This window comes from Pseudonocardia terrae, from assembly GCF_021343995.1.
Lineage (GTDB): Bacteria > Actinomycetota > Actinomycetes > Mycobacteriales > Pseudonocardiaceae > Pseudonocardia > Pseudonocardia terrae.
Map to the genome: position 1 here is coordinate 83,125 of NZ_JAJTTE010000006.1, position 25,902 is coordinate 109,026.

The following is a 25,902-nucleotide window of genomic DNA, read 5'->3' on the forward strand; positions in this document are numbered from 1 at the left end:
GAACAGTCGTTAAGCTGCCCGGCATGGGCAGCATGGACGGCAGGGTCGCCGTCGTCAGCGGCGGTGCAACGGGCCTGGGCGCGGCGGTCAGCCGCCGCCTGGCCGGGCGCGGCGCCCGGGTCGCGATCACCTACTCCCGCAGCGCGGACGAGGCCGAGGCCACCGCCGAGTCCTGTCGCGCGCTCGGCGTCGACGCCGTCGCGCTGTGCGGCGACGTCGGCGACGATGCGGCCTGCCGCCGGGTCGCGGCCGAGGTCGCCCAGCGGTGGGGGCGGATCGACGTCCTGGTCAACAACGCGGGCCGCACCCGGATCGTCCCGCACGCGGACCTCGACGGGCTCACGGCCGAGGACTTCGAGGCGATCTACCGCACCAACGTGATCGGCGCCTACCAGATGACCCGGGCGGTCGTCCCGCACATGCGGGAGCGCGGGTACGGGGCCGTGGTCAACGTGTCGTCGACCAGCAGCCTCGACGGCGAGGGCTCGTCGATCGCGTACGCGGCGTCGAAGGGCGCCCTCAACACGCTCACCGTGTCGCTGTCCCGGGCGCTCGCGCCCGAGATCCGCGTCAACGCCGTGGTGCCCGGCTTCATCGGCACCCGCTGGTTCTCCGGGCCGCTCGGCGACGAGGCCTACCAGCAGCTGGTCGGACGGGTGCAGCAGACCACGCCGCTGCGCCGTGCGGGGACACCCGAGGACATCGCCGTCGCCGTGGTGTTCCTGTGCGACGAGGGCGCGGAGCACATCACCGGCACCACGCTGGTCTCCGACGCCGGGGCGAGCCTGAAGCCCCGCGGCTAGACGGGCCAGAAGTAGGCACTACCGGGCCGGTCGTCGGGGAAGAGCGGGGCGTAGTGCTCCGGCAGCTTCCCGAGCAGGACCTCCCGATGGCTGCGGTGCAGCCGGTCGTCGCCGAGCCAGGCCGGCAGCAGGCCCGCCGCCGCGAGCTCGGCCTGGCTGCGGGGCGGCGGCAGCCCCGCGGCCTCGAGGTCGGCGCGCACCGACCCCGCCACCGTGTCGGCCCTGCCCTTGGCGGTCCACTCGGCGCAGATCGCGAGCGCGTACGCCGCCACGCCCTCCGGGTGCCCCCGCCACATCCGCACCGCCGGATGGTGCTGCCAGCCGTACCCCTCGCGCACCTGTGCGCGCAGGATCTGCAACGCCTCGACGCGCTGCTTGCCCAGCCGCCGGTCGTCGAGCGCCCGGGCGCTGGCGGCGAAGTCGGGGAACGGGAGGAAGGTCTGCACCATCGGCGGGGGCGTACCCGCCCGGAACGCTCACCCCACCTCGCGGGCCCGCAGCACCGTCCGGAGGATCTTGCCGGAGGCCGACTTGGGGATCGCGTCGACGAACTCGACCCGCCGGACCTTCTTGTGCGGCGCGATCCGCTCGGCCACGAAGCTCGTCACGTCGTCCGCGGAGAGCCCGGACGCGACGACGAACGCCTTCGGGATCTCCTCGCCCTCGACGTCGCGGACCCCGACGACCGCCGCGTCCTCGATCGCGGGATGGGTCAGGCAGCGCCTCCAGCTCGGCGGACGGCACCTGGTAGCCCTTGTACTTGATCAGCTCCTTGACCCGGTCGACGATCGTGAACACGCCGTGGAGGGTCGCGGTCGCGACGTCGCCGGTGTGCAGCCATCCCTCGGCGTCGAGCGTCGCGGCGTCCACGGAGGTCCGGACCGGCGCCGGGGCCGGGCCGGGCGGCAGCCGGTCCAGCCCGGCAGCGGACTGCGGATGATCATCAGACCGGCAGCCGGTCGCGGCCGGTCTCGCGCAGCGTCAGCACGGTGATCACGCCGACCACGGACACGCCGATGACCCAGAAGGCCGGCGACATCGGGTTGCCGGTGCTCTGCACCAGCTGGGCGGCGACGTAGGGCGCCGTCCCGCCGGCGATGATCGTGCCGATGTTGAAGCCCAGTGCCACGCCGGTGTAGCGGATCCGGCGCGGGAACAGCTCGGTGAACTGCGGGAACGCCGGGACCTGGGCCAGCCCGTTGAGCGCCATGTAGACGACGTAGACGACCGTGACCACCACGATGCTGGAGGTCGAGCCGAGCAGCGCGAACGCCGGCCAGGCCAGGATCAGGTACAGCACGTAGGAGGAGAGCAGGACCGGCCGGCGACCGAACCGGTCGGTGAGCATGCCCGCGAGCGGGTAGGTGGCACAGGCCAGGGCGATGCCGATGGCCGACGCCCAGTACACGGCCTGCTTGTCGAAGCCCTGCGTCTGGATCAGGTAGGTGGAGAAGTAGGTCAGGCCGACGTAGCCGGTGCCGTTCATGGCGACCGCGATGCCGATCACCCGCAGCACGGAGCCCGGCTTCTCCTTGACGACCTGCAGCAGCGGGCTGCGCTCGACCTCGCGCTTCTCGGCCATGGCCTCGAACTCGGCGGTGTCCTCGAGCCGCACCCGGACCCACAGGCAGAGCGCGGCGAGCGGCAGCGAGAGCAGGAACGGCACGCGCCAGCCCCATGAGGACATCTGCTCGGGCGTGGTGAGCGCCGTCATCAGCCCGACGACGGCCGCGGCGACCGAGAACCCGAGCGTCGAGCCGACCGGGGTGAGCGAGCCGAAGAGGCCGCGGCGCTTCGGCGGGGCGGACTCGGCCACGTAGGTGGCCGCACCGCCGATCTCGCCGCCGGCGGAGAAGCCCTGCGCCAACCGGACGATCACCAGCAGCACGGGCGCGATCACGCCCGCCCCCGGGTAGGTGGGCAGGATCCCGAGGATCCCGGAGAAGAGCCCCATCGTCACGACGGTCACGACGAGGGCGTGCCGGCGGCCGCGGCGGTCGCCGAGCCGGCCGAAGTACCAGCCGCCGAGCGGGCGCATCACGTACGCCGAGCCGAACACGGCGAGCGTGAGCAGCACCGACACCGCGGGCCGGTCGCTGGGGAAGAACAGCGGGCCGAGGGTGACGGCGAGGAAGGCGTAGACGCTGAAGTCGTAGTACTCGATCAGCGTTCCCACACCGCCGGCCAGGGCGGCCCTGCGGGCGGTCGTCGTGGTGGTGGCCGGAGGCGCGGCCGAGGTCGTCTCGGTCATGGTGGTTCCGTTCGTCCTTGAGCGGGCTGAGCGGGCTGAGCGGGGGTCAGACGCGGGAGTGCTCGGCGAGCAGCAGCTTGAGCGAGCCGCCCGCCTCGATCACCCGGACCACACGGTCGCTGGGTGGAGTTCCGTGCAGCGGGGAGCCGTCGGCGAGGGTGACGGCGGCCGTGCGCCAGTCCACGGACACGGCGTCGCCGGTGGTCACGGCGGTGCTGATGCCGGGGACGGCGAGCAGCGGCATGCCGTTGTAGGTCTCGCCGCGCCAGAAGCCGGGCGAGAAGGACTCGGCGAGCACCGCGGCGATGCCGAGGTCGCGAAGCGCGACCATGGGCGGGTAGTGCGGGTGGCCGTAGCCGAAGTTCCGGCCGCCGACGATGACGTCGCCGGGCCGGACCCGGTCGGCGAAGGTCGGGTCGTAGGCCTGCATCACCTTGCCGCGCAGGAACTCCGCGTCGTAGGACTTGATGTTCTCGACGCCGATGACCAGGTCGATGTCGAAGTCGTCGCCGAAGACCCAGGCGACACGGCCGGAGATCAGGTCCGGCGGCGGCGGGTAGTCGCGGGCGGCGCTCACGAGCGGGACACCTCCTCGGCGGCCGTGATGGTGCCCGCCACCGCGCTCGCGGCGACGGTGAAGGCCGAGCCCATGTAGATGTTGGCCTCGGTGCTGCCCATCCGGCCGGAGATGTTCAGCACCCCGGTGGAGATGCAGTTCTCGTCGGGCTGCAGCGGCTTCTGGTAGCCGAAGCAGAAGTCGCAGCTGGACCGGGCGATCTGCGCCCCGGCCCGGCGCAGCACGTCGAGCAGGCCCTCGTCCTCGGCCTGGCGGTGCACGGCGTCGGAGGTGGGGACGACGTTGAGCTCGACGCCCGGGGCGACCGTGCGCCCGTCGAGCACCAGCGCCGCGGCCCGGATGTCCTCGATCCGGCCGGACGCGCAGGACCCGATGAACGCCTTCGTCACCGGGGTGCCGTTCAGGTCCGCGGCGGCCCGGGTGTTGGCGCTGCGCGCGGAGCCCGGCAGCACGACCTGCGGCGTGATGGTCGACAGGTCGTAGTGGTGGACGGCGGCGTACTCGGCGTCGGCGTCCGGGAGCAGCGGCGTGAACTCCTTCCGCGCGACCTTCCGCGCGTAGGCCAGGGCCGTGTCGTCCGGCTCGAAGACGGCGGAGACGGCGCCGGTGAACATCGCCATGCCGCACAGGCCCTGGCGCCGGTCGATGCTCATCGCCCGGGCGCCCGGCCCGGCGTACTCCATGACCTGGTGGGCGCAGCCGTCGGCGCCGTGGTCGGCGATGATCCGGTGGATCAGGTCGCGGCTGTCGACCCCGGGGGCGAACTCCCCGTCCAGCTCGAACCGGGTGGTGGCGGGGACGTCGAGGAAGATCTGGCCGCTCACCCAGGCCTCGAGGAGGTCCCGGCGTACGCCCCAGCCCAGCGCGCCGAACGCCCCGGCGCCGGAGATGTGGCCGTCGAAGTGGATGAGGAAGGTGCCCGGCAGGGCGTAGCCCAGCTCGGCCATGACCTGGTGGCCGATGCCGCGGGCCTCGTGGAGCTCGATGCCGTAGAACTCGCACCAGTCCCGGGTGACCTGGTGGACCTCCTGCTCCTTCTCGTTCCCCTTGGTGAGCATGTGGTCGATGAAGATCACGTAGCGCTCGGGGTCGCTGAGCGTGCGGATCCCGAAGTCGTCGTGCATCTGCCGGAACATGACGTCCGTGTAGCCCGGGAAGTCGTACGCGATCATGTGGTCGGGCCGGGCGGGGAGGTTGTCCCCGGCCTTCACGGTGTCCTCGCCCGCGGCGCGGGCGAGGATCTTCTCGGTGATCGTGGAGCCCATCAGGCCGCCCCGCCGGTCGACGCGGGCAGGTACGCGTGCTGCTGCCGCTCGATCTCGGCCATCCCGATCAGGCCGACGAAGTCGTGGTGCGGCAGGCCGTCCTCGCTGACCACCGCCGGGGGCTCGCCCGCCGCGAGGCGGGTCAGGCAGCGCTGCGCGGCGCCCGTGACGGCCATGAGGATCTGCGTCGGCAGCAGCGCCAGCCGGACGCCGATCTGCTCCATGACCTCGGTGGTGAACTCCCGCTCGGTCCACGCCGATGCCGTCAGGGTCGCCATCAGCGGCACCCCGACGAGCTCGTGGCACTTCGCCCACTCCTCCACGGTGGAGAAGGTCTTGGTCACCGGCATGATCATGTCGGCCCCGGCAGCCACGTAGGCCTCGGCACGGCGCAGGGCCTCGTCACCCTTGGCGTCCGTGCGGGCGATGACGATCATCTCGCCCGCGTTCTCCTTGACCGCCTTCACCTTCCCGACGGCCTCCGCCAGATCGGTCAGGTCCACCTCGGCGCCGGGGATCAGCGGGCACCGCTTGGGCGAGCGCTGGTCCTCCATGAACACCGCCGCGACGCCGGCGTCCGCGAACCGCCGCGCGGTGCGGGCGGCGTTGACGGCGTTGCCGTATCCGGTGTCGATGTCCGCGATCACCGGCAGGCCGCTGGCCTCCCGGATCGTGCGGACGGCCTGCAGGTTCTCCGACATGGTGTACAGCTCGGCGTCCGGGTAGCCGAGCGCGGCCGAGATCGCGAAGCCCGACGCGCACAGGGCGTCGAAGCCGGCCTGTTCGGCCAGGCGTGCGGTCAGCCCGTCCCAGACGCCCGGGGCGTACACCAGCCGGCCCTCGTCCGATCCCATGATCATCTCGCGCAGTCCCACTGCTCACCTCTCTGTGTATCGTTATGCGATACGCGTTCCGAAACTGTGCGCGAAGGAGGTGGGACGTGTCAAGACACCCGCATCGAACGTCGGTCACTAACCTGGGCGGTCGAGGGACGGGGGTGGCGGTGGCGAGACCGGTGGACGAGGCCGCGGGCGCGCGGGAGACCGTCGGCTCGGTGCTGCGGGCCTGCCAGCTGTTGGGCCACTTCGGCACCGACCGCCCGGTGATCACCCTCGCCGAGCTCACCGCGTTGTCCGGGCTCAACAAGCCGACGGTGCACCGGCTGATGACGACGTTCGTCGAGGCCGGCTGGGTGCACCGGGACCACGCCGGTGCCTACCGGGTCCGTATGCCGCTCTTCGCGATCGGGGCCGCGGCGCTCGCCGAGTTCGACCTGCGCGCCGAGGCGCGCCCCGTGCTCGAGGAGCTGGCGGCACGGTTCGGCGACACCGCGTTCCTCATGGTCCCGGCCGACGCCGGTGCGGTCTGCATCGACCGCGTCGAGGGCGGGAAACCGCTGGTCGTGGCGGGGATCGGGATCGGGTCGGTGCTCCCGTACAACGCGGCGGCCGCCCCGGTGGCGATCGCGGCGTTCGACCCGGAGATCCGCGCGCGGGTGCTGGCGGAGCCGCTGCCGGCCTTCACCGACCACACGCACATCGACCCGGCGGAGTTCGCCGCGTACCTCGACCAGGTGCGCGCCGAGGGGGTGGCGGTGAGCCGCGACGACTACCTCGGCGGCGTCTCCGCCGTCGCCGCCCCGATCCTCGGGCGGGCCGGAACCCTGGTGGCCACGCTCAGCCTGGGCGGGCGCAGCGAGGACTTCGCGGGAGCGGAGGGCGAGGCCCGCTCCGCCGCGGTCCGCGACGCCGCCGCCCGCCTCGGCGTCACGGTCGCCGCGGCGCAGATGTAGGGCCCGCACACACCTCCGGCCCGCCGCACAGGATCTACGGCATCTGTGCGAGGCGCCGGAGCCCGGTGCGAGGGCCGGGTGGGCGAGGACCGGCGAGTGCGGTCAGCTCCCGTCGGCGACGAGCGTGATGATGCGGACCAGGGAGGGGGCGATGGGCGTGGAGCCGAAGCCGAAGCGCACCGGCGGGCGGACCGGCCGCAGCGGACCCTGGTCCGCCCCCTCCCACCGGACGACGGCGGCGGTGAGGCGGTGCAGGTCGAGGGCGCCGTAGTACTCGGTGCGGCCGCCGCCCGCACTGCCGACGGTGCGCACGCCGGGCAGGACGCGGCGGGCGACGGCGTCGATCGTCGCGATCCAGCGGGGCGCGGTCGCGAGCCCGCGGGGCACCGCGCGGAGCAGCAGTCCGAGCGGTGCCCGCCCACCCACGCGGAACGCGCACTCCAGCGGTCCGGCGCGGACCTGCCGGCGGTCACCGCGGATCTCGTGGTCGACCGGGCCGATCCGCGCCTCGTCGAACGTGTACGTGGCGGACACGAAGTCGGCCACGGCGGAGGACGGCGCGAGCAGCAGCCGGTGCCCGTCCGGCCGCTCGACCATGACGTCGGTGAAGGAGCCCAGCGGGGAGCGCGGCCAGTGCCCCACCACGACGCGCAGCCCGGACCCCGTGCCCAGGCCGGCGATCCAGCCGTCGAACCGACAGATCACCCCACCTGCATACCCACGGCCGCACACGGGATGCTGGACGGGTGCTGGAGCTCGACCACCTCATCGCCTTTCTCCCCGGTCCCCCGGACCCGCCGGACGGGCTGCTGCTCGACGCCGGCACGCGGCACGTCGGGCAGGGCACCCGCAACCGGCGGATCGTCTTCCCGCGGCACTACGTGGAGCTGCTCTGGATCGACGAGCCGGAGGCCGAGCGGGCGTCCGGGCCGGGGTTCGCGGCACGGTGCGCCCGCACCGCGTACCCGTTCGGGATCGTGCTGCGCGGCACGGTGCCCGGCCACTCCCCCGCACCCGAGCGGGGCGAGCGGCATCGTCGCGACCCGGATGACGGGGGCGGTCCCGCCGGGACCGGTCCTCCCGGGCCTCTCGCTCACCCCGGACGGCGCGCCGTCGCTGCGGCTGCTGCTCGACTCGGGTTCGCCGCTGGTCCTGACCTGATCCCCGGTCAGTAGCTGCGGGGCAGCCCCAGGACCTGTGTGCCGATGTGGGCCAGGACCAGCTCCTCGGCCACCGGGATGTTGCGGGCGATGCGGGAGTCGCGGAACAGCCGCTCCACCGGGTACTCCTTCGAGTACGCCATGCCGCCGAAGGTCTGGAAGGCCTGGTTGGCCGCCTCCCAGCCGACCTGCGCCCCGGTGAGTTTGGCGATGCTGGTCTCGGCGTGGCAGGGCAGGCCGTGGTCGAACAGCCACGCCGCCTTGTAGGTCATCAGCCTGCCGAGCTCGGCCTTCGCCTTGATCTGCGCGAGCGGGAACTGGATGCCCTGGTTGGCACCGATCGGACGGCCGAACACCTGCCGCTCCTTCGCGTACCGCACGGCGACGTCGAGCGCGGCGTCGGCCGTGCCCACGCCCCCGGCGGCGGCCAGGATGCGCTCGGGGTTGAGGACGTCCCACAGCACGGAGAATCCGCCGTCGACCTCCCCGAGGACGTTCTCGGCCGGCACCCGCACGTCGTCGAGGAAGACCTGGCTCGAGGTGACGACGTTGCTGCCCAGCTTGGGGATCGGGGTGTACCGCAGCGTCCCGGCGGCGACCGCCTCCTTGACGTCGACCAGGAACAGCGTGAACCCGCTGGTCCGCGGCTTCGCCTCCGCGGCGGGCACGGTGCGGGTGATCGCGATCATCCAGTCGGCGTTCTCCAGCCCGGAGATCCAGATCTTCTGGCCGTTGATCACGAAATCGCCGCCGTCGCGGACGGCGTGGGTTCGGATGCGCAGGGCGTCGCTGCCCGCGTCCGGCTCGGTGAGGGCCATGCAGAACTGGGTGTCACCCGAGGCGAGGCCGGGCAGCAGGCGCTTCTTCTGCTCCTCGTTCCCGTGCCGGGCGAGCGTGGTCGCACCGAAGCCGGGGGTGAGGACGTAGAGGAAGATCCCGCCCGTGCCGCCCGACGCGGCCAGGGTCTCGCACGCCACGGCCAGCTCGAGCATGCCCTGCCCGCCGCCGCCGTACTCCTCCGGCACCGTCAGCCCGATCCAGCCGCCGTCGGCCAGGTCCTTCCACACCTCCCAGGGGAAGCGGTGCTCCTCCTCCATCCGCGACCAGTAGGCGTGGTCGTAGCGGGCGCCGATCGCGCGCACGCCCTCCTGCACGGCGAGGGCGGTCTCGGGGAGGGTGAAGTCCACGGCGGTCCTTCCGGTCGGCGACGGTGCGGGGTGATTCCACCATCGCCGCCGCCGGCGGGGCACCCGATCCCCCGCTCACCCCCGGACGCACCCCCACTCGGCGCAATGGGGCACGGCCGGTTCGCCCGGAGTGGCCGACGTCGCCCGGCCGGGTTAGAACTGTGCTCCGCTCGTCACGCACCGGAGGACATGTGCACATCTGGCCCGGCTCGCCCTACCCGCTGGGTTCGACCTTCGACGGCGGGGGCACCAACTTCGCGATCTTCTCCGAGGTCGCCGACCGCATCGAGCTGTGCCTCGTGCACGACGACGGCACCGAGGACCGCGTGGTCCTGCCCGAGCGCAACGGCCTGATCTGGCACGGCTACCTGCCGCGGGTCGGGCCGGGGCAGCGCTACGGCTACCGCGTGCACGGTCCGTACGACCCGGGCGCCGGGCTGCGTTGCAACCCGTCGAAGCTGCTGCTCGACCCGTACGCCAAGGCGATCGACGGCGAGTACCGCTGGAACGAGGCCCTGTTCTCCTACCACTTCGGCGACCCGGACTCCTACAACGACCTGGACTCCGGCCCGTACGCGATGACGTCGGTCGTGATCAGCCCCTTCTTCGACTGGCAGGGCGACCGGCCGCTGCGCATCCCGTACAACGAGACCGTCGTCTACGAGGCGCACGTGCGCGGCATGACCATGCGCCACCCCGACATCCCCAAGGACGTGCGCGGCACCTACGCGGGGCTGTCGCACCCGGTGATGATCGACCACTTCCGCCAGCTCGGGGTCACCGCCGTCGAGCTCATGCCGGTGCACCAGTTCGTGAACGACTCCACGCTCGACGACAAGGGCCTGCGCAACTACTGGGGCTACAACACGATCGGCTTCTTCGCCCCGCACAACGGCTACGCCTGCTTCGGGACCCGCGGCGAGCAGGTCGCCGAGTTCAAGGCGATGGTCCGCGCGCTGCACCGGGCGGGCATCGAGGTGATCCTCGACGTCGTCTACAACCACACCGCCGAGGGCAACCACCTGGGCCCGACGCTCTCCTTCCGCGGCATCGACAACCACGCCTACTACCGGCTCGTCGACGGCGACCCGATGTACTACTTCGACACCACGGGCACCGGGAACAGCCTCAACGTCCGCCACCACGAGTCGCTGCGGCTGCTCATGGACTCGCTGCGGTACTGGGTCACCGAGATGCACGTCGACGGCTTCCGGTTCGACCTCGCCTCCTCGCTGGCCCGGGAGTTCCACGCCGTCGACCGGCTGTCCGCCTTCTTCGACCTGGTCAACCAGGACCCGGTCGTGAGCCAGGTGAAGCTGATCGCCGAGCCGTGGGACGTCGGTGACGGCGGCTACCAGGTCGGCGGCTTCCCGCCGCTGTGGACGGAGTGGAACGGCCGCTACCGCGACACGGTGCGCGACTTCTGGCGCGGCGAGCCGGCCAGCCTCGGGGAGTTCGCGGCCCGGTTCACCGGCTCGTCGGACCTGTACGAGGCGGACAACCGGCGGCCCATCGCGTCGATCAACTTCGTGACCGCGCACGACGGCTTCACCCTCGAGGACCTCGTCTCCTACAACGAGAAGCACAACGAGGCCAACGGCGAGGACAACCGGGACGGGGAGAGCCACAACCGCTCGTGGAACCACGGCGCCGAGGGCCCGACCGAGGACGTGCAGGTCCACGCGCTGCGGGAGCGGCAGAAGCGCAACATCCTCACCACGCTGCTGCTCTCCCAGGGCGTGCCGATGATCGCGCACGGCGACGAGCTGGGTCGCACCCAGCAGGGCAACAACAACGTCTACTGCCAGGACAACGAGCTGTCCTGGGTCGACTGGGACCGCTCCCGCGAGCACGAGGTGCTCACCGAGTTCGTCGCGCGGCTGACCGCGCTGCGGGCGAAGCACCCGATCTTCCGCCGGCAGCGGTTCTTCCAGGGCCGGGCCATCCAGGGCTCGGACATGGCCGACATCGCCTGGCTGCGGCCCGACGGCGCGTACATGACGGACGAGGACTGGCAGCGCGCGCAGACCAAGTCGGTCGCGATCTACCTCAACGGACAGGGCATCCCGGACCGCGACCACCTGGGCGTGCAGATCGAGGACGACTCGTTCCTGCTCCTGATCAACGCCCACCACCAGCAGGTCCAGTTCACGCTGCCCGGCGAGGAGTACGGCCGGATCTGGGAGACGGTCGTCGACACCTCGGACCCCCTGCTGGCGAACACCCGGCGGCGTAACCAGAAGGCCGCGGCGCGGGTCCGGCTGCAGGCCCGTTCGATGCTCGTCCTGAGGTGCGCCGTCCCGCCGTCCTGACCTGACATGTCGAGCTTGACATGTCGAACCTGACCGGAGCAGACTCGGGGCCTCCGACGGGGGTGGTGGGCGATGACCGAGCAGGGCGGGACCGGGATCCGCATCGGCGACGACGAGCGGGAGCGGGGGGCGACCCGGCTCGCCGCGGAGGTGGGGGCCGGGCGGCTCGACCTCGTCGAGTACGAGGAGCGGGTCGGGCGGGTCTACGCGGCTCGGACCCGCGCGGAGCTCGATGCGGTCTTCGCGGACCTGCCTGCGTCGCGCGAGGCGGGCCGGACGACGGCCCGGGCCCGGCGCGTCCCGCCGGTGCCGCCGCGCGTCCCACGAGGCCTCCCGATGGCCGCCGCCTGGGTGCCGTGGATCGCGGTCACCGCGATCTGCCTGGTCGTGTGGATGGCGACCTCGCTCGGCGCCGGGCACCCGTTGCCCTTCTGGCCGATCTGGGTCGCGGGCCCGTGGGGCGTGATGCTGCTCCTCGGCACCGTCTCCGGGCGCCGGGCCTGCGGACGGCGCCCTGTCCCGTAGGACCTCCGGGCGCGGCGCCGCAGGGGGGTGGGTGCCGCGCCCGGAACCGGCTCCGTGTCGGCTCGGTACCGGATCGGGACCGGCGCAGGACCGACTCGGTCCTGCTCGAGACCTGCTCAGTGGGTGGCGGCCTCGAGGATCGACCGCAGGTGGCCGATCTCGGCCTCGTTCCGCGGCGGGTAGAGCAGCACGTAGCCCTCGGGCAGGCCCAGCATCACGCCGGCGAGCGGGTGGAACTCGCCCCACCGGCGGGCGACGACCACCCGGGCGTCGAGCGGCGACAGCGCGACGTGCATCGACCCGTCGGCGGGGTGGACGTGGCCGACCTCGGTCCCGCCGACCCGCCACAGCGCCGGATGGTGCTTCTCCCATCCGCTCGTGCGCATCTCCAGTCCCTCGCGCCCGGCGAACTCCTCGACGACGTCCTGCAGGGCCGCGACCTGCGCCTGGTCCGCGTGCTGGGTCAGGACCCGGTGCGGCACGGGGTGCGGCCCGACCTCCGGCCGCTCCCCCGCGCGCGACGGCAGGGTCAGCAGCGCGCGGTCGACGTCGCCGCTGCCCGCCTCGCGCCACGCGTACGGGTCGCGGGCGCGCAGCCGCATGCCACTGACCGCCAGCCAGCCGACCGGGTTCGCCGGCACCCCGCCCGGCCCCAGGGCCTTCCACCGCCGGTAGTCGCGCGCGGCCCAGCCGATCCCGGCGGCGGCCGCACCGACCACGGCCCCCGCGACACCGGTCCGCCTCGTCGTGCTCACCCCGTCCAGGGTGCCAGAGGTCGCTACCGGTGCTCGCTCCGCAAGCTCCGCTCAGAAACGATGTTCGCTCCGCACGCTCCGCTCAGAACCGATGTTCGCTCCGCGAGCTCCGCTCAGAAGATCGTGTAGCCGCCGTCCACCCGGACCTCGTCCCCGGTGTGGAAGGTCAGCGACGGGTCGGCCAGGTAGGCGCCGACCTCCTCGAACTCCGCGGGGTCGGCCCAGCGCCGCACGGGGGTGCGCTGCGTGGTCGCGGTACGGAAGCGGTCGTCGGCGTAGCCGCCCGAGCTCAGCCCCGTCACGGTCCACCCCGGGATCAGCGCGTTCACCCGCACCCGGTGCCGGGCCAGCTCGACGGCCAGCGTCCGGCTCAGGCCGAGCAGTCCCGTCTTGCTCGCCGCGTAGGCGGACTGTCCCACGCCGCCGAAGGCCGCGATCATCGAGCTCACGACGACGATCGAGCCGCCGGTGCCCTGGTCCACGAACCGGCGGGCGGCCTCCCGGCAGGTCAGGAACGCGCCGTCGAGGTTGACGCTCATGATCCGCCGCCAGTCCTCGAGCGAGCTCTCGACGACCGTGTGCCGACCCGAGGTCCCCGAGTTCGCGACCATGCACCCCAGCGGGCCGAGCTCGGCGACCGTACGGTCCATGGCCTCGGCGACCTGGGCCTCGTCGGCGACGTCGCAGGTCAGGGCCAGCGCACGCACGCCGAGCTTCTCCAGCCCCTCGACCGCCTCGGCACTCTTCGCCTCGTTCCGCGCCCAGATCGCGATGTTCGCCCCGGCCTTCGCCATGCCGGTCGCCATCCCCAGCCCGATGCCGCCGTTGCCACCGGTGACCACCGCGTTGAGGCCCGTCAGGTCCGCCACGTCCGCTCCCGTCCGTCGTCGCACGCCGTCCTGATCGATCGTTCAGGACGGTTCCGATCGTGCCATCCGCACCGGGCCCGAGGGAACGGCCAGCGGGAACCGCACCGAGGGACCGGACAAGCGGGGGGAACGGCGTGGGCGGGTCGCCCCGGTCCCGCGCTCGGGGACGCGCGGGGCCCGGGGCGGAACCGGACCACCGCCCGGACCGGCGGCGCGCGAGATCGCCGAGCCCGCGCCGCAGGAGGGCCGGCTCGAGCGGGCGATCGCGGTGCAGGTCCGGCGGCTCCGGCAGGCCGCCGGGCTGACGCTGGCCGACAGGGCGGTGCGGACCGGCATCTCGAAGCCGATGCTGTCCAAGATCGAGAACGCTCGGACCTCGTGCAGCCTGACCACCCTCGCCCGCCTCGCCGACGCCCTCGACGTGCCGGTCACCTCGCTGTTCCGCGGCGCCGACACCCCGCGCGAGGCGGTCTTCACCCCGGCCGGGTCCGGCGCCCGGATCGTCGCACGGGGCACCCGCGTCGGACACGACTACACCCTGCTCGGCGCCCTGCGCGGACCGCACAAGCGCATGGAGGCCCACCTCGTCACGCTCACCGAGCGCAGCGAGGAGTTCCCGCTGTTCCAGCACCCCGGCACCGAACTGCTCTACGTGCTCGAAGGCGAGATGGTCTACGGCCACGGCGAGTCCAGCTACCCGCTGCGCCCCGGCGACGCACCGCAGCTCGGGGGCGAGGGCGTGCACGGCCCGCGCGAGCTGGTCGCCCTGCCGATCCGGTTCCTCTCCGTCGTCGCCTACGGGGAGCTGCACGAGGGCTGACCGGTGCGTCGAAGTGAGACGGGCCCGGCCCGTCTCCCGTCCTACCGTCGCCGGATGACGGTCGGCGCGCGCTCCACCGGTCCCGGCGACGAACCGATGGTGGCGCGCTGGGGGTCGCCGCACCCGGCGGCGCCGCTGGTCGTGGTGCTGCACGGCAACGGCACCAGCGAGCACTCCATGATCGAGATCTCGCCGTGGCTGCCGCACGGCCCGGTCGCCTACGTGGCCGTCCGGGCACCGCTGGCCGTCGAGCGGGGGTTCGCGTGGTACGCCGAGACCGACGGGCGGCCCGATCCCGCGGGGCTGGCCGAGGTCGGGGACTGGCTGCTGCGCTGGCTGGGCACCGAGGGCCACCCCGACCGGTCCGTGCTGCTGCTGGCCTTCCGCAGCGGCGTCGCCCTCGCCGGGTCTCTCGTGCTGCGTGCGCCCGAGCGGTTCTCGGGCGCGATCCTGCTGCACGGCGCCCTGCCCCTCGGCGTCCCGCTCCTCGACGCGCCACCCCAAAACCCGTCCCTCGACACCGCCCCCCCTCGGCACCCCCCTCCACGCGGTCGCGGCAGAGCCCGCCCGCGGGGCCCTGCGCGGCCTGCCCGTGTTCCTCGCCCACGCCGACTCGGACCCGCGCACCCCCGCACCGCTGCTCGACGCGACGTGGGACTGGCTGCGGCGCCGGTCGGGCGCGCCGGTCCGGGTGGCGCGCACCCCCGACGCCGGCACGCTGGCGGGCTCGGTCGTCGCGGCGGCCGGGAGCTGGCTCGGCGACCGGCTCGACTTCCTGCGCGCCCACGGCGAGAACCCCCTCCCTGACGGCGACGAGCCCGTCTGGCCCGGCCTGGGCCGGCTCCCGGAGCGGACCGGCGAGCCGCCCGACACCACGATCGACCTGCCCCAGCTGCCCGTCGGGCCGCCCGGCACGCGTCAGGACGCGCTGTGGGAGCGGATCCGCGGGCTCGGCCGGGAGGCACCGGCCGCGATCGGCCCGGAGGGCACCCGCTCGCTGCTCCTGGACGCCCCCGCCGACCCCGCGACCCTCGTCCACCCGGCCGGGAACGAGCTGGCTCACCTGCACCCGGACGGCAGCCTGCACCTCGCCCTGCCCGACGCGCTGCTCTACGACGCCCTCGGCAAGGGCTGGGCGGTCGCCCACCCGCTCGCCGGCGTCCGGCTCGCCGCCGGGCTGGTGCTGGTCCCTGCGCCGCGTGACGACGCCGAGGTGGAGGTCGCCGCCGCCCTGGTCGCCGCGGCCCACCGTGCCGCGACCGGCGGGTGACCCGCCCCGCGCCTAGGCTGACCGCCATGCCGGAGCCGGACGAGGAGACCATCGCCTTCGCCCACCGCCTGTTCGACCTGGCTCGCAACGGGGACACGGCGACGCTCGCGGCCTACGTGGACGCCGGGGTGCCGCCGGACCTGACCAACGACAAGGGCGACACCCTGCTCATCCTCGCCGCCTACCACGACCACCCGGACACGGTGACGGCGTTGCTCGCGCGCGGTGCCGACCCGGACCGGGCCAACGACCACGGGCAGACGGCGTTGTCCGCCGCGACGTTCCGGCAGTCGGCCGAGTCCGTGCGGGCCCTGCTGGCGGCGGGTGGCGACCCGGACCTGGGCGGCCAGTCGGCGCTGGCGACCGCCGAGTTCTTCGGGCTGCCGGAGATGCAGGAGATCCTCCGCGCGCACCGACCGGCCTGACCCGGCGCCGGCGCCGAAGGCCGCTCGGGCTCACCTCACCCGCGCGGCGCACCAGGTCAGGCGCCGGCCTCCAGGCCCGCGAGGGCCGCGGCCACCGTCGGGAAGGAGCGGAACCGCGCGAGCGCCTGCCGGTCCAGCGTGCCCAGCCGGGCGGCGAGCGCACCCGCGCCGACGACGTCGAGGGTGAGCCCGGACCGGCCGGCGGCGTGCTCGGCGTGGGTGAGCGCGGGGAGCGCCCCGGGTCCGATCGAGTCGACCTCGGTGACGTCGATCAGGACGTGCCGCGTGTCGGCGTGCCCGTGGCGGGCGAGCTGGAGCCGCGCGTCGACCAGCCTGAGCAGCCGCGCTCCGGTCAGGCGGTCGAGGTGACCGCGGAGACGGATGGTGTACACGCCCGGCCCGGGGACGTCGATGGCCATGGGAGCGGGATGGGCGAGCGTCATCGGCCGCCTCCTCTCGTCGAGGGACGGGCGGCCTGCTTCACCCGTGGAGGGACCGTACCGCGTGGTGATCGGTTGCGCGGGTCGAACGGCGCACGAATCCCGATCACCCGTGCGCGTCGGCAACCGCTGGCGCCCCCTGCGCCTGCGCAGCTCCAGGACCGCGTTCACCCGCTCCTCGTGGTGACGGCCTCGGCGGCGTACCGGCGCCCCGCGATCGCCCCCAGCAGGTCGCGAGTGTAGTCCTCACGGGAATCCGTGAAGAGCTCCTCGGTGGGCCGCAGCTCCAGCAGCCGGCCCTCGCGCATCACACCGACGCGGTGGGCGATGCGCCGCACCACGGCGAGGTCGTGCGAGATGAACAGGTAGGCCAGCCCCTGGTCGGTCTGCAGCTCCTCGAGCAGCGCGAGGACCTGTGCCTGGACCGAGACGTCCAGCGCGGAGACCGGCTCGTCGCACACCACCAGGTCCGGCGACAGCGCCAGCGCCCGGGCGATCGCGATCCGCTGCCGTTGCCCGCCGGAGAGCTCCGCCGGCCGGCGCGCGAGCACCGACGCCGGCAGGGCGACACGCTCCACCAGCCCCGCCGCGCGGGTCCGCCGCTCCGCCGGGTCGCCCACGCCGAACGCCCGCAGCGGCTCGGTGACGACCTCCTCGACCGAGAACCGCGGGTCGAGCGAGGCGTACGGGTTCTGGTAGACGAGCTGGGCGCGCCGGCGCAGCTCCCGCCAGCCGCGGCCCTTCACCCGGGTGATGTCGGTGCCGTCGAAGCGGATCTCCCCGGCGGTCGGGTCGGCCAGCCGCAGCACCAGCCGCGCGGTCGTCGACTTGCCGGAACCGGACTCCCCCACCAGCGCGAGCGTCTCGCCACGGGCGATGTCGAAGGAGACGTCGTCGACCGCGCGCAGCACCCCGCGGCGGCCCCGCACCCGGGGCAGCGGGAAGTCCTTGGTCAGGCCGGTGACCTGCACGATCGGACGACCGCGCGGCGCCGGCGGGATCCGCGGCGCGGGCGGTGCCGAGAGCCCGGGCGCGGCGGCCACCAGGGTGCGGGTGTAGGGGTCGGCCGGGTCGGCGAGGATCCGGTCGACCGGCCCCTCCTCCACGATCCGCCCGCCGGACAGGACGACGACCCGGTCGGCCCGGTCCGCCGCCACCCCGAGGTCGTGCGTGATCAGCAGCATCGCCGTGCCGGTCTCGGCGCGCAGCGCGTCGAGGTGGTCGAGGATCCGCCGCTGCACCGTGGCGTCGAGGGCACTCGTCGGCTCGTCCGCGATGATCAGCCCCGGCCGCGCGGCGATCGCGATCGCGATCAGCACCCGCTGTCGCATACCGCCGGAGAGCTCGTGCGGGTACTGCCCCGCGCGGACCTCCGGATCGGGGAGCCCGGCCTTGGCCAGCAGCTCCACGGCGCGCAGCCGGGCGGTCCGCTTGTCGGCGAGCCCGTGCACCCGCAGCACCTCACCGACCTGCACTCCGATGCGCTGCACCGGGTTGAGCGAGACCGTGGGGTCCTGGGGAACCAGGCCGATGCGGCGGCCGCGCACGGAGCGGAAGGCCTTCTCGGAGAGCCCCGTGAGCTCGTCCCCGCCCAGCCGGACGCGGCCGCCCTCGATCGCCCCGTTGCCGGGCAGCAGCCCGATCACCGCCTGGGCCAGCGTGGACTTGCCGGAGCCGGACCCACCGACGACGGCGACGACCTCACCCTCCCCCACCGTCAGCGAGGCCCCGCGGACGGCGTGGACGTGCCCGCCCGCGATCCGGTACCCGACGTCGAGGTCGGTGACCTCCAGGATCGTGCCGCTCGTACCACTCACCGGGCCCGGCTCCATTCCCCGTCGAGCGCCCGGGAGATCCGGTTCACCGACAGCACGGTCGCGGCGATCGTGAGGCCCGGCATGGCGCAGAGCCACCACGAGGTCGCCAGGTAGTTGCGGCCCTCGGCGATCAGCGAGCCCCATTCGGGGGCCGGCGGCGGAGCGCCGTAACCGAGGAAGGACAGCGAGGACACGGCCAGGACGGCGAGGCCGAACTCCAGCACCGCGAGCACGAGGACCGGGCCGGCGGCGTTGGGCAGCACGTGCCGCCACAGCGTCACGTACCAGCGGGTGCCGACGGAGCGGGCCGCCTCGACGTAGGTCGACCGGCGGATCCGCATCGTCTCGGCGCGCATGACGCGGGCGAAGTTCGCCACGCTCGCCACACCGACGGCGATCGCCACCTTGATCGTGCCGTAGCCCAGCGCCGTGATCAGGGCCAGGGACAGCAGGATCGCGGGGATCGACAGCAGCACGTCGACCACCCGCATCAGCGCCTCGTCGACCCAGCGGCCGACGAACCCGGCGAGCAGGCCCAGCAGCCCGCCGACGACGAGCGCCACCGCCACGGCGACCACGGTGGCCTGCAGGGACAGCGACGCCCCGTGCACCACCCGGGTGTAGACGTCGCGGCCCAGGTAGTCCGTGCCGAACCAGTGCGCGCCGCTCGGCGCCCGCAGCTTGTCGGCGACCACGCCGACGTTCGGGTCCCCGGGGGCCAGCACGGCCGGCGCGAACGCCGCCACCAGCACGAGCAGCACCACGAGGGAGGCGACGACGAGGCCGGGCCGGTGCGCGAGGAAGCGCAGCAGCCGCTGCCGGCGCTCCCGCCCGGTCGGCGGGGTGGGCAGCGCGACGGAGGAACCGGGCGCGGTGCCGGACGAGTCGGGAGTCCCCTCCCGGATCAGCAGTTCTGTCACGATGTCGCGGGCACCCCCTCGGCGATCCTCGGGTCGAGGACCGGGTAGATCAGGTCGACCACCAGGTTCACGCCGACGAACACCAGCGCGGCGAAGAGCACGATGCCCTGCACCAGCGGGATGTCCTGCACGCCGACGGCCTGCACGGTGAGCCGGCCGAGGCCGGGCCGGGTGAACACCGTCTCGACGACCACGGTGCCGGCCAGCAGGTTCCCGGCGACGTAGCCGAGGACCGTCAGCGCCGGGATGGCCGCGTTCTGCAGCGCGTGCCGCAGATGGATCGCCGCCCGCCCGACGCCCTTGGCGCGGGCGGTCTGGACGTACGGCTCGTCGAGCACGGTGGTGAGGCTCTTGGCCAGCACCTGCGCGATCAGCGCCCCCATCGGCAGCCCGAGGGTGATCGACGGCAGCACCAGCGCCGAGAAGCCGGACGCCCCCACCGACGGCAGCCAGTGCAGGCCGAACGCGAAGATCTGCACCAGCATCAGGCCCACCCAGAACACCGGCAGCGACACCGCGAGCGACGGCAGCGCCATCAGCAGCTGCCGCAGCCAGCGCAGCGAGGTGTACGTGGCGGCGAGCGCGAGGCCGCCGCCGAGCACGATCGCGACCAGCAGCCCGCCGAGCGCGATCTGCACGGTCGGCGGGAGTGCCTCCAGGATGGCCGCCCGGACGTCCTGCCCGTTCTGGATGGACGTCCCGAGGTCACCCGACAGCGCCTCGCCCAGCCGGTGCGCGTACTGGACGACGAGCGGCTGGTCGAGGCCGTACCGCACCTTGAGGGCCTCGATCGCCGCCGGGGTGAGCGGTTCCCCGTCCAGTCCGCCGCCGGCCATGGTGGTGATCGGGTCCCCGGGCAGCAGGTAGAGCACGACGAACGTCACGGTGTACGCGGCCCAGAGGACCGCGACGGCGGTGGCGACCCGGCGGGCGAGGTAGCGGATCACGGCCGGATCACCTCGCGTCGGTCTTCCACGCGTCGTGCAGCTGGATGCGCGAGGAGGCGTCGAAGGCGACACCGTGGACCCCGGCGCCCACGCCGAGCACCGTGGTCAGCTCGACGATCGGCACGAAGACGCCCTCCGAGAGCACCGTCTGCTGCGCCTGCTCGACGATCGCGGTGCGCTTGGCCGGGTCCGGCTCGGCGGCCTGGGCGGTCAGCTGCGCCTGCAGCGGGCTGTCCGGGAGCCGGAACAGGTTCGCCCCGCCGGTGGAGAACTGGCCGCGCAGGATGTCCGGGTCGGCCCGGGTGACGTTGTACCAGAGCGCCGTGAAGTCACCGGAGGCCTGCAGCTGCGCGGCCTGGGCGATCGGCACCTCCTGGACCTGCAGGTCGATCCCCACGGCCTTGGCCTGCTGCTGCAGGAGCTCGAGGGCGGGCTTGTTGGTGGCCGCCACCGGCGAGTAGGTCACCGGGACCGTCAGCCGCTGCCCGTTCTTGACGCGGATCCCGTCCGGCCCGGCCGTCCAGCCGGCCGCGTCCAGGGTGGCCGCGGACTTCGCCGGGTCGAAGGTGAGCCCCTGGTCCGCGTACGACGGCGTGGTGGAGGCCAGCACGCTGGTGGCGGCCTTCGTCTGCGACGGGAAGACACCGCCCACGATCTCGTCGCGGTTCACCGCGGTGAGCAACGCCTGGCGCACCGCCGGGTCGGAGACGATCGGCTTGCTCTGGTTGAACGCGATGCCGAAGACGACGCCGGGGTTGGACCGGGCCAGCAGCTGCGCGCCCGCGCCGGACAGCGGGGCCTCGTCCTGCTGCCCGATGCTGCCGATGGCGTCCACCTCACCGGACTGCAGCGAGCCCGTGCGCACCCCGGACTCGGGCACGATCCGGAACTCGACGGTGTCCAGGTACGCCTCGCCCTGGTGCGCGAACAGCGACGAGCCCCAGGCGTACCCGGGCCGTTTGGCGAGCGTGATCGAGGCGTTCTTCACGTAGTTCTGCAGCGTGAACGGGCCGGAGCCGATCACCCCGGCGCAGCGGTCGTCGTCCGACTTCGCGACCGAGGCCGGCGACAGGATGCCCAGGCTGTGGGTCGAGGTCGCCTGCAGGAACTGCGCGTTCGGCTGCTGGAAGGAGACGGTGAACTGCGTCGGCGAGGCGACGGTGGTACCGGCGTAGCCCGCGAGGTACCCCTTCGGCAGGGTGCCGCGGGCGCCGAGCTGCGGGATCCGGTCGAAGTTCGCCTTGACCGCGTTCGCGTCCAGCGGTGTGCCGTCGGAGAACGTGACGCCCTCGCGCAGGGTGAAGGTGTAGCTCTTCGCGTCCGGCGAGGTCTGCCACGACGTGGCGAGCCAGGGCTGGAGCTCCCCGGTCTGCGGGTCCTGGTCGGTCAGCGAGTCGACGAGCTGGCGCACCGAGTAGATCGTGTCGTTGCTGCCGACCTGCTGCGGGTCGACGCACCCCGCGTCACTGCCCACGGCGAAGCGCAGGGTGCCGCCGGGCTGCGGCGGGCCCGCGTCGCCGCCGGCGGTGCTGCCCGCGGAGCCGCCGCAGGCGGCCAGCGCGACGGCGGAGGCGGTGAGCAGGGCCGCGAGGAGCGACCTGCCTGGTCTGACGGTCATCGGGGTCCTTGAGGTGGATGAGGGTGCCGAACGAACCGGCGGGGTGCCGGTCCTCGGGTGCGTGGGAGCGGAGGGTCAGGAAGCGGTGCGGGTGCCCGCGGTGTGCGGTTCGCCGAGGCCCGCGGGCGGGCACAGGCCGAGGTTCTCGCGCAGGGTGGGACCGGTGTAGCGGTCGCGCAGGACACCGCGGTCGCGTAGGTGCGGGACCACCTTCTCGACGACCTCGTCGAGACCCGCGGGGCTGACGTAGGAGCCGAGGATGAAGCCGTCGACCGCGTCCTCCTGCACGTACCGGTCGATCTCGGCGGCGACCTGTGCCGGCGTGCCGACGAACACGGCCCGGTCGAACACGTGCGTGACGACCTCGCGCAGCGACCAGCCGCGCTCCCGGCCGAGCGCCCGCCAGGCCTCGGCCGTGGCGTGGGCGTCCTGGGTCAGCGGGGCGCGCCCGCGGATCCACTTCGGCGCCTCCGGCGTGGGCTCGAGGTCGGGCACCGGCCCGTCCGGGTCGACCTGGGAGAGGTCGCGGTTCCACACCATCTCGGCCAGCACGATCGCGGTGAAGGGGTCGACCTGCCGGCTGCGGACGTCCCGGTGCCGGTCGCGGGCCTCGGCCTCGGTGTCGCCCAGGATCACCGACGCCGACGGCAGGATCTTGACCTGGCCGGGATGCCGGCCGAACTTCGCGACCCGCGCCCTGACGTCGGTGTAGAAGGCCTGCGCCTCCTCGAACTTCGAGTAGCGGGAGAAGATCGCGTCGGACCGGGAGGCGGCGAAGTCCCGCCCGGCCGGCGACTCCCCCGCCTGCAGCACCACCGGGTGGCCCTGCGGGCTGCGCGGAGTGCCGAACGCCCGGCGATGTCGAACTGGGCACCGCGGAAGGCGAAGTCGCCGACGTGCCCGTCGCGGAGGAACCGCCCGCTCGCCGGGTCGGCGACCACGGCGTCGGATCCCCAGGAGTCCCCCAGCGCCCGGACGGCGTCGAGGGTCTCGCCGGCCCGCTCGTAGCGCTGGGAGTGCTGCAGGAACCCGCCGCGGCGGAAGTTCTCGCCGGTGTCGGCGTCGGAGATGGTAACGACGTTCCACGCGGCCCGCCCGCCGGACAGGACGTCCAGCGTCGCGAACGTGCGGGCGAGCTCGTAGGGCTCGTTGAAGGTGGCGTTGATCGTGCTGGCGAGCCCGATGTGCTCGGTCACCGCGGCCAGCGAGGCGAGGACCGTGAAGGTGTCCGGCCGCCCGACGACGTCCTGGTCGAAGACCTGCCCGCCCCGGGTGCGCAGCCGCAGCCCCTCGGCGAGGAACAACAGGTCGAACGTGCCGCGCTCGGCCGTGCGGGCCCAGTGCTCGAAGGACGCGAAGTCGATGTGGCTGCCCGACGCGGGCTCGCTCCACACGGTGTCGTGGTTGACCCCCGGGCAGTAGGCCCCGAGGATCACCTGCTTCTTCGCCGCGCGCCGTGCCGATGGTTCGCTCGCTGTGTCCACCCACCCCGCCGGCTCCGCAAGCTCCGCCGGCTGCCGTCCCCCGAGCTCGCTCACGCCGCCACCCCCGCGTACCGGCCGGCCGGACGTTCGAGACCGAAGCGTTCGCGTAGGGTCCCCGGCTCGTAGGCGGTGCGGAACAGGCCGCGCCGCTGCAGCTCCGGGACCAGCCCGTCGACGATCGCGTCGAGGTCGGTGGGCAGCACCGCGGGCCGCAGCCGGAACCCGTCGACCCCTTCCGCCTGCCAGGACTCCAACAGGTCGGCCAGCGCGGTCGGGGTGCCGGCCAGGACCGCGGCGTCCGAGCGCAGGCCGCGGGGTGCCAGCCGGCGCCGTCGAGCGCGACGGCCAGGTGGATGGGGGCCATGGGGCAGACCTCTCCTGCGGGAGAAGGGACGGGGTTCGGGTCCTCGTCAGCCCCGACAGCCCGCGCCGGCCGTGCGCAGGAGATCCACGTGGCGCCGCCGCACCCCGAGAAACATGACTCCTCCATCGCTCCCGGCTTGAGCACCCGCACCCGTCGACGGGGGGTTGCTGCGGCGTCGTCGAGCCAGGTCTCTCGGCCGCTCTGGATGGTGTGACCCCGCGGGGCCGGTCCTCACTCTACGGATCAGGAGGGCGTCCTCGTCAATCCTCCGGGTGACGAGTGTGATCGAGGCCGCGCCCGATTGTCCGGACAGGACGAAATCGCTGTCCAGCAGGGAGAACGAGACGCCGCAACGGGGCTCGAACGTCCGGACGATCGACCTGTCGTCCCGGCTCAGACGGTCGCGATGCCGGTCACGGCGACCTCGCGCAGGGTCATTTCGCCTCCTCCGACTCGGCACCCGCCGGCCAGCCCGGCAGGTCCGCCTCCTTCTGCACACCGGTCGCGTTGAGGAACCCGGCCGCCATCCGGTAGAAGCCGACCAGCACGACCAGCTCCACGAGCTGGGTCTCGGTGAAGCGACCGGCCAGCTCGGCCCAGGTCGCGTCGGACAGGTCGGTGTGGTCGAGCACCTCGTCGGCGGCCCGCAGCAGCGCGGCGTCCGCCGCCGACCACGGCGCGCCGGGCTCGGCGACCCGGGCGATCTCGGCGTCGGTGAGCCCGGCCCGGCGTCCGATCAGGACGTGCTGGGCCCACTCGTACTCGCAGCCGCTGCGCCAGGCCACCCGGAGCACGACGAGCTCGCGCTCGCGCGCGGGCAGCTCGCCGCGGGTCAGGAAGAACCCGCCGAGCACGTTGAACCGCTTCATCATCCGCGGGTGCCTGGCCATCGTCCGGAAGATCACCAGCGGCACGCCCCGGTCGTCGCCGAGGGTCTTGGCCAGCATGTCGGCGACGTCCGGCGCGGGATCCTCGACGGGGGCGACGCGCGGGTCGGCGGCGTGGGGGAACGGCATCAGCCGACCACCTTCGCCTCGCGCAGCGCCGCGATGGCCGCGTCGTCGAGCCCGAGCCGGGTGCGCAGCACGTCGTCGGTGTGCTCGCCGAGCCCGGGCAACGTCGCGGGCACCTGCCCGACGAGCGAGCTCGCCACCTTGATCGGGTTGCCGACCGTGCGGATGGTGCCCAGCTCCCGGTTCGCGGTCTCCTGGCGCATCTGCCGGGCGGCGACCTGCGGGTCGTCGAGCAGGTCGTCCGTCGTGTTGACCGGCGCGGAGGGGACCCGGTGCCCCTGCAGGGCCGCCACCGCCTCGGCCCTGGTCCGGGCCCGGGTCCACTCCTCCACCGCCGGGCGGACGAGCCGCTCGTGCGCCTTCGACCGCTGGTGCCCGGTGGTGAGCTCGGGGTGGTCGGCGAGGTCGGGCCGGTCGATGCAGTCGCAGAGCGCCGCCCACTCGCGGCCGTTGAGCACGGCGATGATCACGTAGCCGTCGCTCGTCTCGAACGGGCCCCACGGGGACTGCAGGGCGTACTGCCCGCGCCCCATCGTCTCGCCGACGTGCTCCTGGTAGGCGAGCGGCAGGTCGTTCATCAGCAGCGACGCGTCGAACATGCCGATGTCGACGCGGGTGCCCTCGCCGGTGCGGTCGCGGTCCCGCAGCGCGACGAGCGTGCCGGCGAAGGCGCAGGTGCCGGAGAAGATGTCCGACATCGCGAAGCCCATCCAGGCCGGCGGGCGGTCCTTCTCCCCCGCCAGATGGGTCAGGCCGGCCATCGCCTCGGCGATGATCGCGTAGGCCGGGAGGTCGCGGTACGGGCTGGGCAGGACGTCGTCGTGCCCGAAGCCGCTGATCGAGGTGTAGACCAGCCGCGGGTTCAGCGCGTGCAGCCGCTCCCAGCCGAAGCCCAGGCGCTCGAGCACGCCGGGCCGGAAGTTCTCGACGAGCACGTCCGCCTGCTCGACGAGGTCGGCGAGGATCTGCGCACCGCGCTCGGACTTCAGGTCCAGTTCGATGCTCTTCTTGCCGCGGGAGAACCGCAGGATGTTGAGGTTGGTCGAGCCACCGGGGCCGTGCAGCTCGTAGCCCGCCTTGCGGTAGGTCTCGCCGCCCACCGGCTCGATCTTGATCACGTCGGCGCCGAAGTCGGCCAGCATCATGCTGGTCACCGCCCCGCTCACGATCTGCGTCAGGTCGACGACGGTCACGCCGTCCAGTGCGCGAGGCGCCACCTGGTCTCCCGTCCGCCCTCACGCTCATGCAGTGAGAGCTACTCTTGCTGGTTGGCACAACCGTAGGAACG

The 25,902-nt window shown here is 73.4% G+C and carries 26 protein-coding genes, 1 pseudogene and 1 riboswitch; of the genes and pseudogenes, 8 read left to right on the top strand and 19 right to left on the bottom strand.

Features of this window, described 5'->3' with window-relative positions; genetic code table 11:
• Positions 1-23 precede the first annotated feature (23 nt).
• On the top strand, positions 24-803 hold the full coding sequence (locus LWC33_RS05790) for an SDR family NAD(P)-dependent oxidoreductase (protein ID WP_233303176.1): 780 nt from the start codon (positions 24-26) through the stop codon (positions 801-803).
• On the opposite strand, the gene LWC33_RS05795 is transcribed toward LWC33_RS05790, so the two are convergent.
• The 6 genes from LWC33_RS05795 to LWC33_RS05820 form a co-directional block, all read right to left on the bottom strand.
• The gene (locus tag LWC33_RS05795; protein ID WP_255691005.1) at positions 800-1,252 is read right to left on the bottom strand and encodes an MSMEG_6728 family protein; all 453 of its coding nucleotides are present in this window, start codon (positions 1,250-1,252) and stop codon (positions 800-802) included. The two genes, LWC33_RS05790 and LWC33_RS05795, sit on opposite strands and share 4 nt — an antisense overlap.
• 27 nt (positions 1,253-1,279) lie before the next feature.
• Complete coding sequence (locus LWC33_RS36440; RefSeq protein ID WP_372476558.1) at positions 1,280-1,519, bottom strand: AMP-binding enzyme; 240 nt, start codon at positions 1,517-1,519, stop codon at positions 1,280-1,282.
• Positions 1,520-1,746: 227 nt separating this feature from the next.
• Complete coding sequence (locus tag LWC33_RS05805) at positions 1,747-3,054, bottom strand: MFS transporter (RefSeq protein ID WP_233303177.1); 1,308 nt, start codon at positions 3,052-3,054, stop codon at positions 1,747-1,749.
• Between the two features lie 46 nt (positions 3,055-3,100).
• Entirely contained in the window at positions 3,101-3,631 is a 531-nt protein-coding gene (locus LWC33_RS05810; RefSeq protein WP_233303178.1) for a 3-isopropylmalate dehydratase small subunit, read from the bottom strand.
• On the bottom strand, positions 3,628-4,896 hold the full coding sequence (locus LWC33_RS05815; protein ID WP_233303179.1) for a 3-isopropylmalate dehydratase large subunit: 1,269 nt from the start codon (positions 4,894-4,896) through the stop codon (positions 3,628-3,630). Before LWC33_RS05815 ends, LWC33_RS05810 begins: the two co-directional genes overlap by 4 nt.
• A complete protein-coding gene (locus LWC33_RS05820; RefSeq protein ID WP_233303180.1) occupies positions 4,896-5,771 on the bottom strand; it encodes an isocitrate lyase/PEP mutase family protein in 876 nt (291 codons plus the stop codon). Before LWC33_RS05820 ends, LWC33_RS05815 begins: the two co-directional genes overlap by 1 nt.
• Before the next feature lie 128 nt (positions 5,772-5,899).
• Between LWC33_RS05820 and LWC33_RS05825 the strand changes: the two genes are divergently transcribed.
• Complete coding sequence (locus LWC33_RS05825) at positions 5,900-6,688, top strand: IclR family transcriptional regulator (RefSeq protein WP_233303181.1); 789 nt, start codon at positions 5,900-5,902, stop codon at positions 6,686-6,688.
• Positions 6,689-6,790: 102 nt separating this feature from the next.
• On the opposite strand, the gene LWC33_RS05830 is transcribed toward LWC33_RS05825, so the two are convergent.
• Positions 6,791-7,393, bottom strand: a complete 603-nt coding sequence (locus LWC33_RS05830; RefSeq protein ID WP_233303182.1) for a hypothetical protein — start codon at positions 7,391-7,393, stop codon at positions 6,791-6,793.
• A gap of 41 nt (positions 7,394-7,434) precedes the next feature.
• Here LWC33_RS05830 and LWC33_RS05835 point away from each other — a divergent pair, with 41 nt between their 5' ends.
• The gene (locus tag LWC33_RS05835; RefSeq protein ID WP_233303183.1) at positions 7,435-7,863 is read left to right on the top strand and encodes a VOC family protein; all 429 of its coding nucleotides are present in this window, start codon (positions 7,435-7,437) and stop codon (positions 7,861-7,863) included.
• Here the strand turns inward: LWC33_RS05835 and LWC33_RS05840 are convergent.
• The gene (locus LWC33_RS05840) at positions 7,857-9,035 is read right to left on the bottom strand and encodes an acyl-CoA dehydrogenase family protein (RefSeq protein WP_233303184.1); all 1,179 of its coding nucleotides are present in this window, start codon (positions 9,033-9,035) and stop codon (positions 7,857-7,859) included. The two genes, LWC33_RS05835 and LWC33_RS05840, sit on opposite strands and share 7 nt — an antisense overlap.
• Before the next feature lie 191 nt (positions 9,036-9,226).
• Between LWC33_RS05840 and glgX the strand changes: the two genes are divergently transcribed.
• Together glgX and LWC33_RS05850 are read left to right on the top strand one after the other, a co-directional pair.
• On the top strand, positions 9,227-11,347 hold the full coding sequence (glgX, locus tag LWC33_RS05845) for a glycogen debranching protein GlgX (RefSeq protein ID WP_233303185.1): 2,121 nt from the start codon (positions 9,227-9,229) through the stop codon (positions 11,345-11,347).
• Positions 11,348-11,419: 72 nt separating this feature from the next.
• On the top strand, positions 11,420-11,872 hold the full coding sequence (locus tag LWC33_RS05850) for a DUF1707 SHOCT-like domain-containing protein (RefSeq protein WP_233303186.1): 453 nt from the start codon (positions 11,420-11,422) through the stop codon (positions 11,870-11,872).
• 116 nt (positions 11,873-11,988) lie between these two features.
• On the opposite strand, the gene LWC33_RS05855 is transcribed toward LWC33_RS05850, so the two are convergent.
• Positions 11,989-12,627: a luciferase domain-containing protein gene (locus LWC33_RS05855; protein ID WP_233303187.1), complete on the bottom strand. Its 639-nt coding sequence runs from the start codon at positions 12,625-12,627 to the stop codon at positions 11,989-11,991.
• Between the two features lie 113 nt (positions 12,628-12,740).
• Positions 12,741-13,496 carry an SDR family NAD(P)-dependent oxidoreductase gene (locus tag LWC33_RS05860; protein WP_233303188.1) on the bottom strand — a complete coding sequence of 252 codons (756 nt, stop codon included), beginning with the start codon at positions 13,494-13,496 and terminating at the stop codon, positions 12,741-12,743.
• A gap of 268 nt (positions 13,497-13,764) precedes the next feature.
• Here LWC33_RS05860 and LWC33_RS35800 point away from each other — a divergent pair, with 268 nt between their 5' ends.
• The 3 genes from LWC33_RS35800 to LWC33_RS05875 all read left to right on the top strand — a co-directional run bounded on the left by LWC33_RS35800 (position 13,765) and on the right by LWC33_RS05875 (position 16,011).
• Positions 13,765-14,316 (top strand): helix-turn-helix domain-containing protein, encoded by a 552-nt coding sequence (locus LWC33_RS35800; RefSeq protein WP_233303189.1) that lies wholly within the window; start codon positions 13,765-13,767, stop codon positions 14,314-14,316.
• 592 nt (positions 14,317-14,908) lie between these two features.
• Complete coding sequence (locus LWC33_RS35805) at positions 14,909-15,586, top strand: luciferase domain-containing protein (RefSeq protein WP_233303190.1); 678 nt, start codon at positions 14,909-14,911, stop codon at positions 15,584-15,586.
• Positions 15,587-15,612: 26 nt separating this feature from the next.
• Positions 15,613-16,011, top strand: a complete 399-nt coding sequence (locus LWC33_RS05875) for an ankyrin repeat domain-containing protein (RefSeq protein WP_233303191.1) — start codon at positions 15,613-15,615, stop codon at positions 16,009-16,011.
• 56 nt (positions 16,012-16,067) lie between these two features.
• Here LWC33_RS05875 and LWC33_RS05880 read toward each other — a convergent pair whose 3' ends face one another.
• From LWC33_RS05880 to LWC33_RS05920, 9 genes and pseudogenes are all read right to left on the bottom strand, one after another.
• Positions 16,068-16,454, bottom strand: coding sequence for an STAS domain-containing protein (locus tag LWC33_RS05880; protein ID WP_233303192.1), 387 nt, complete (start codon positions 16,452-16,454; stop codon positions 16,068-16,070).
• A 164-nt stretch (positions 16,455-16,618) separates the two neighbouring features.
• Positions 16,619-18,283, bottom strand: coding sequence for a dipeptide ABC transporter ATP-binding protein (locus LWC33_RS05885; protein WP_233303193.1), 1,665 nt, complete (start codon positions 18,281-18,283; stop codon positions 16,619-16,621).
• Positions 18,265-19,188, bottom strand: a complete 924-nt coding sequence (locus tag LWC33_RS05890) for an ABC transporter permease (protein WP_233303194.1) — start codon at positions 19,186-19,188, stop codon at positions 18,265-18,267. Before LWC33_RS05890 ends, LWC33_RS05885 begins: the two co-directional genes overlap by 19 nt.
• Entirely contained in the window at positions 19,185-20,135 is a 951-nt protein-coding gene (locus tag LWC33_RS05895; protein WP_233303195.1) for an ABC transporter permease, read from the bottom strand. Before LWC33_RS05895 ends, LWC33_RS05890 begins: the two co-directional genes overlap by 4 nt.
• A gap of 7 nt (positions 20,136-20,142) precedes the next feature.
• On the bottom strand, positions 20,143-21,753 hold the full coding sequence (locus LWC33_RS05900; protein ID WP_233303196.1) for an ABC transporter substrate-binding protein: 1,611 nt from the start codon (positions 21,751-21,753) through the stop codon (positions 20,143-20,145).
• A 75-nt stretch (positions 21,754-21,828) separates the two neighbouring features.
• A pseudogene (locus LWC33_RS05905) lies at positions 21,829-23,237 on the bottom strand (NtaA/DmoA family FMN-dependent monooxygenase).
• Positions 23,238-23,287: 50 nt separating this feature from the next.
• The gene (locus LWC33_RS05910) at positions 23,288-23,491 is read right to left on the bottom strand and encodes a hypothetical protein (protein WP_372476553.1); all 204 of its coding nucleotides are present in this window, start codon (positions 23,489-23,491) and stop codon (positions 23,288-23,290) included.
• A gap of 229 nt (positions 23,492-23,720) precedes the next feature.
• A riboswitch (SAM riboswitch) is annotated at positions 23,721-23,813 on the bottom strand.
• Between the two features lie 222 nt (positions 23,814-24,035).
• Positions 24,036-24,617, bottom strand: a complete 582-nt coding sequence (locus LWC33_RS05915; RefSeq protein ID WP_233303197.1) for a carboxymuconolactone decarboxylase family protein — start codon at positions 24,615-24,617, stop codon at positions 24,036-24,038.
• Complete coding sequence (locus LWC33_RS05920) at positions 24,617-25,831, bottom strand: CaiB/BaiF CoA transferase family protein (RefSeq protein ID WP_233303198.1); 1,215 nt, start codon at positions 25,829-25,831, stop codon at positions 24,617-24,619. Before LWC33_RS05920 ends, LWC33_RS05915 begins: the two co-directional genes overlap by 1 nt.
• Positions 25,832-25,902 lie beyond the last annotated feature (71 nt).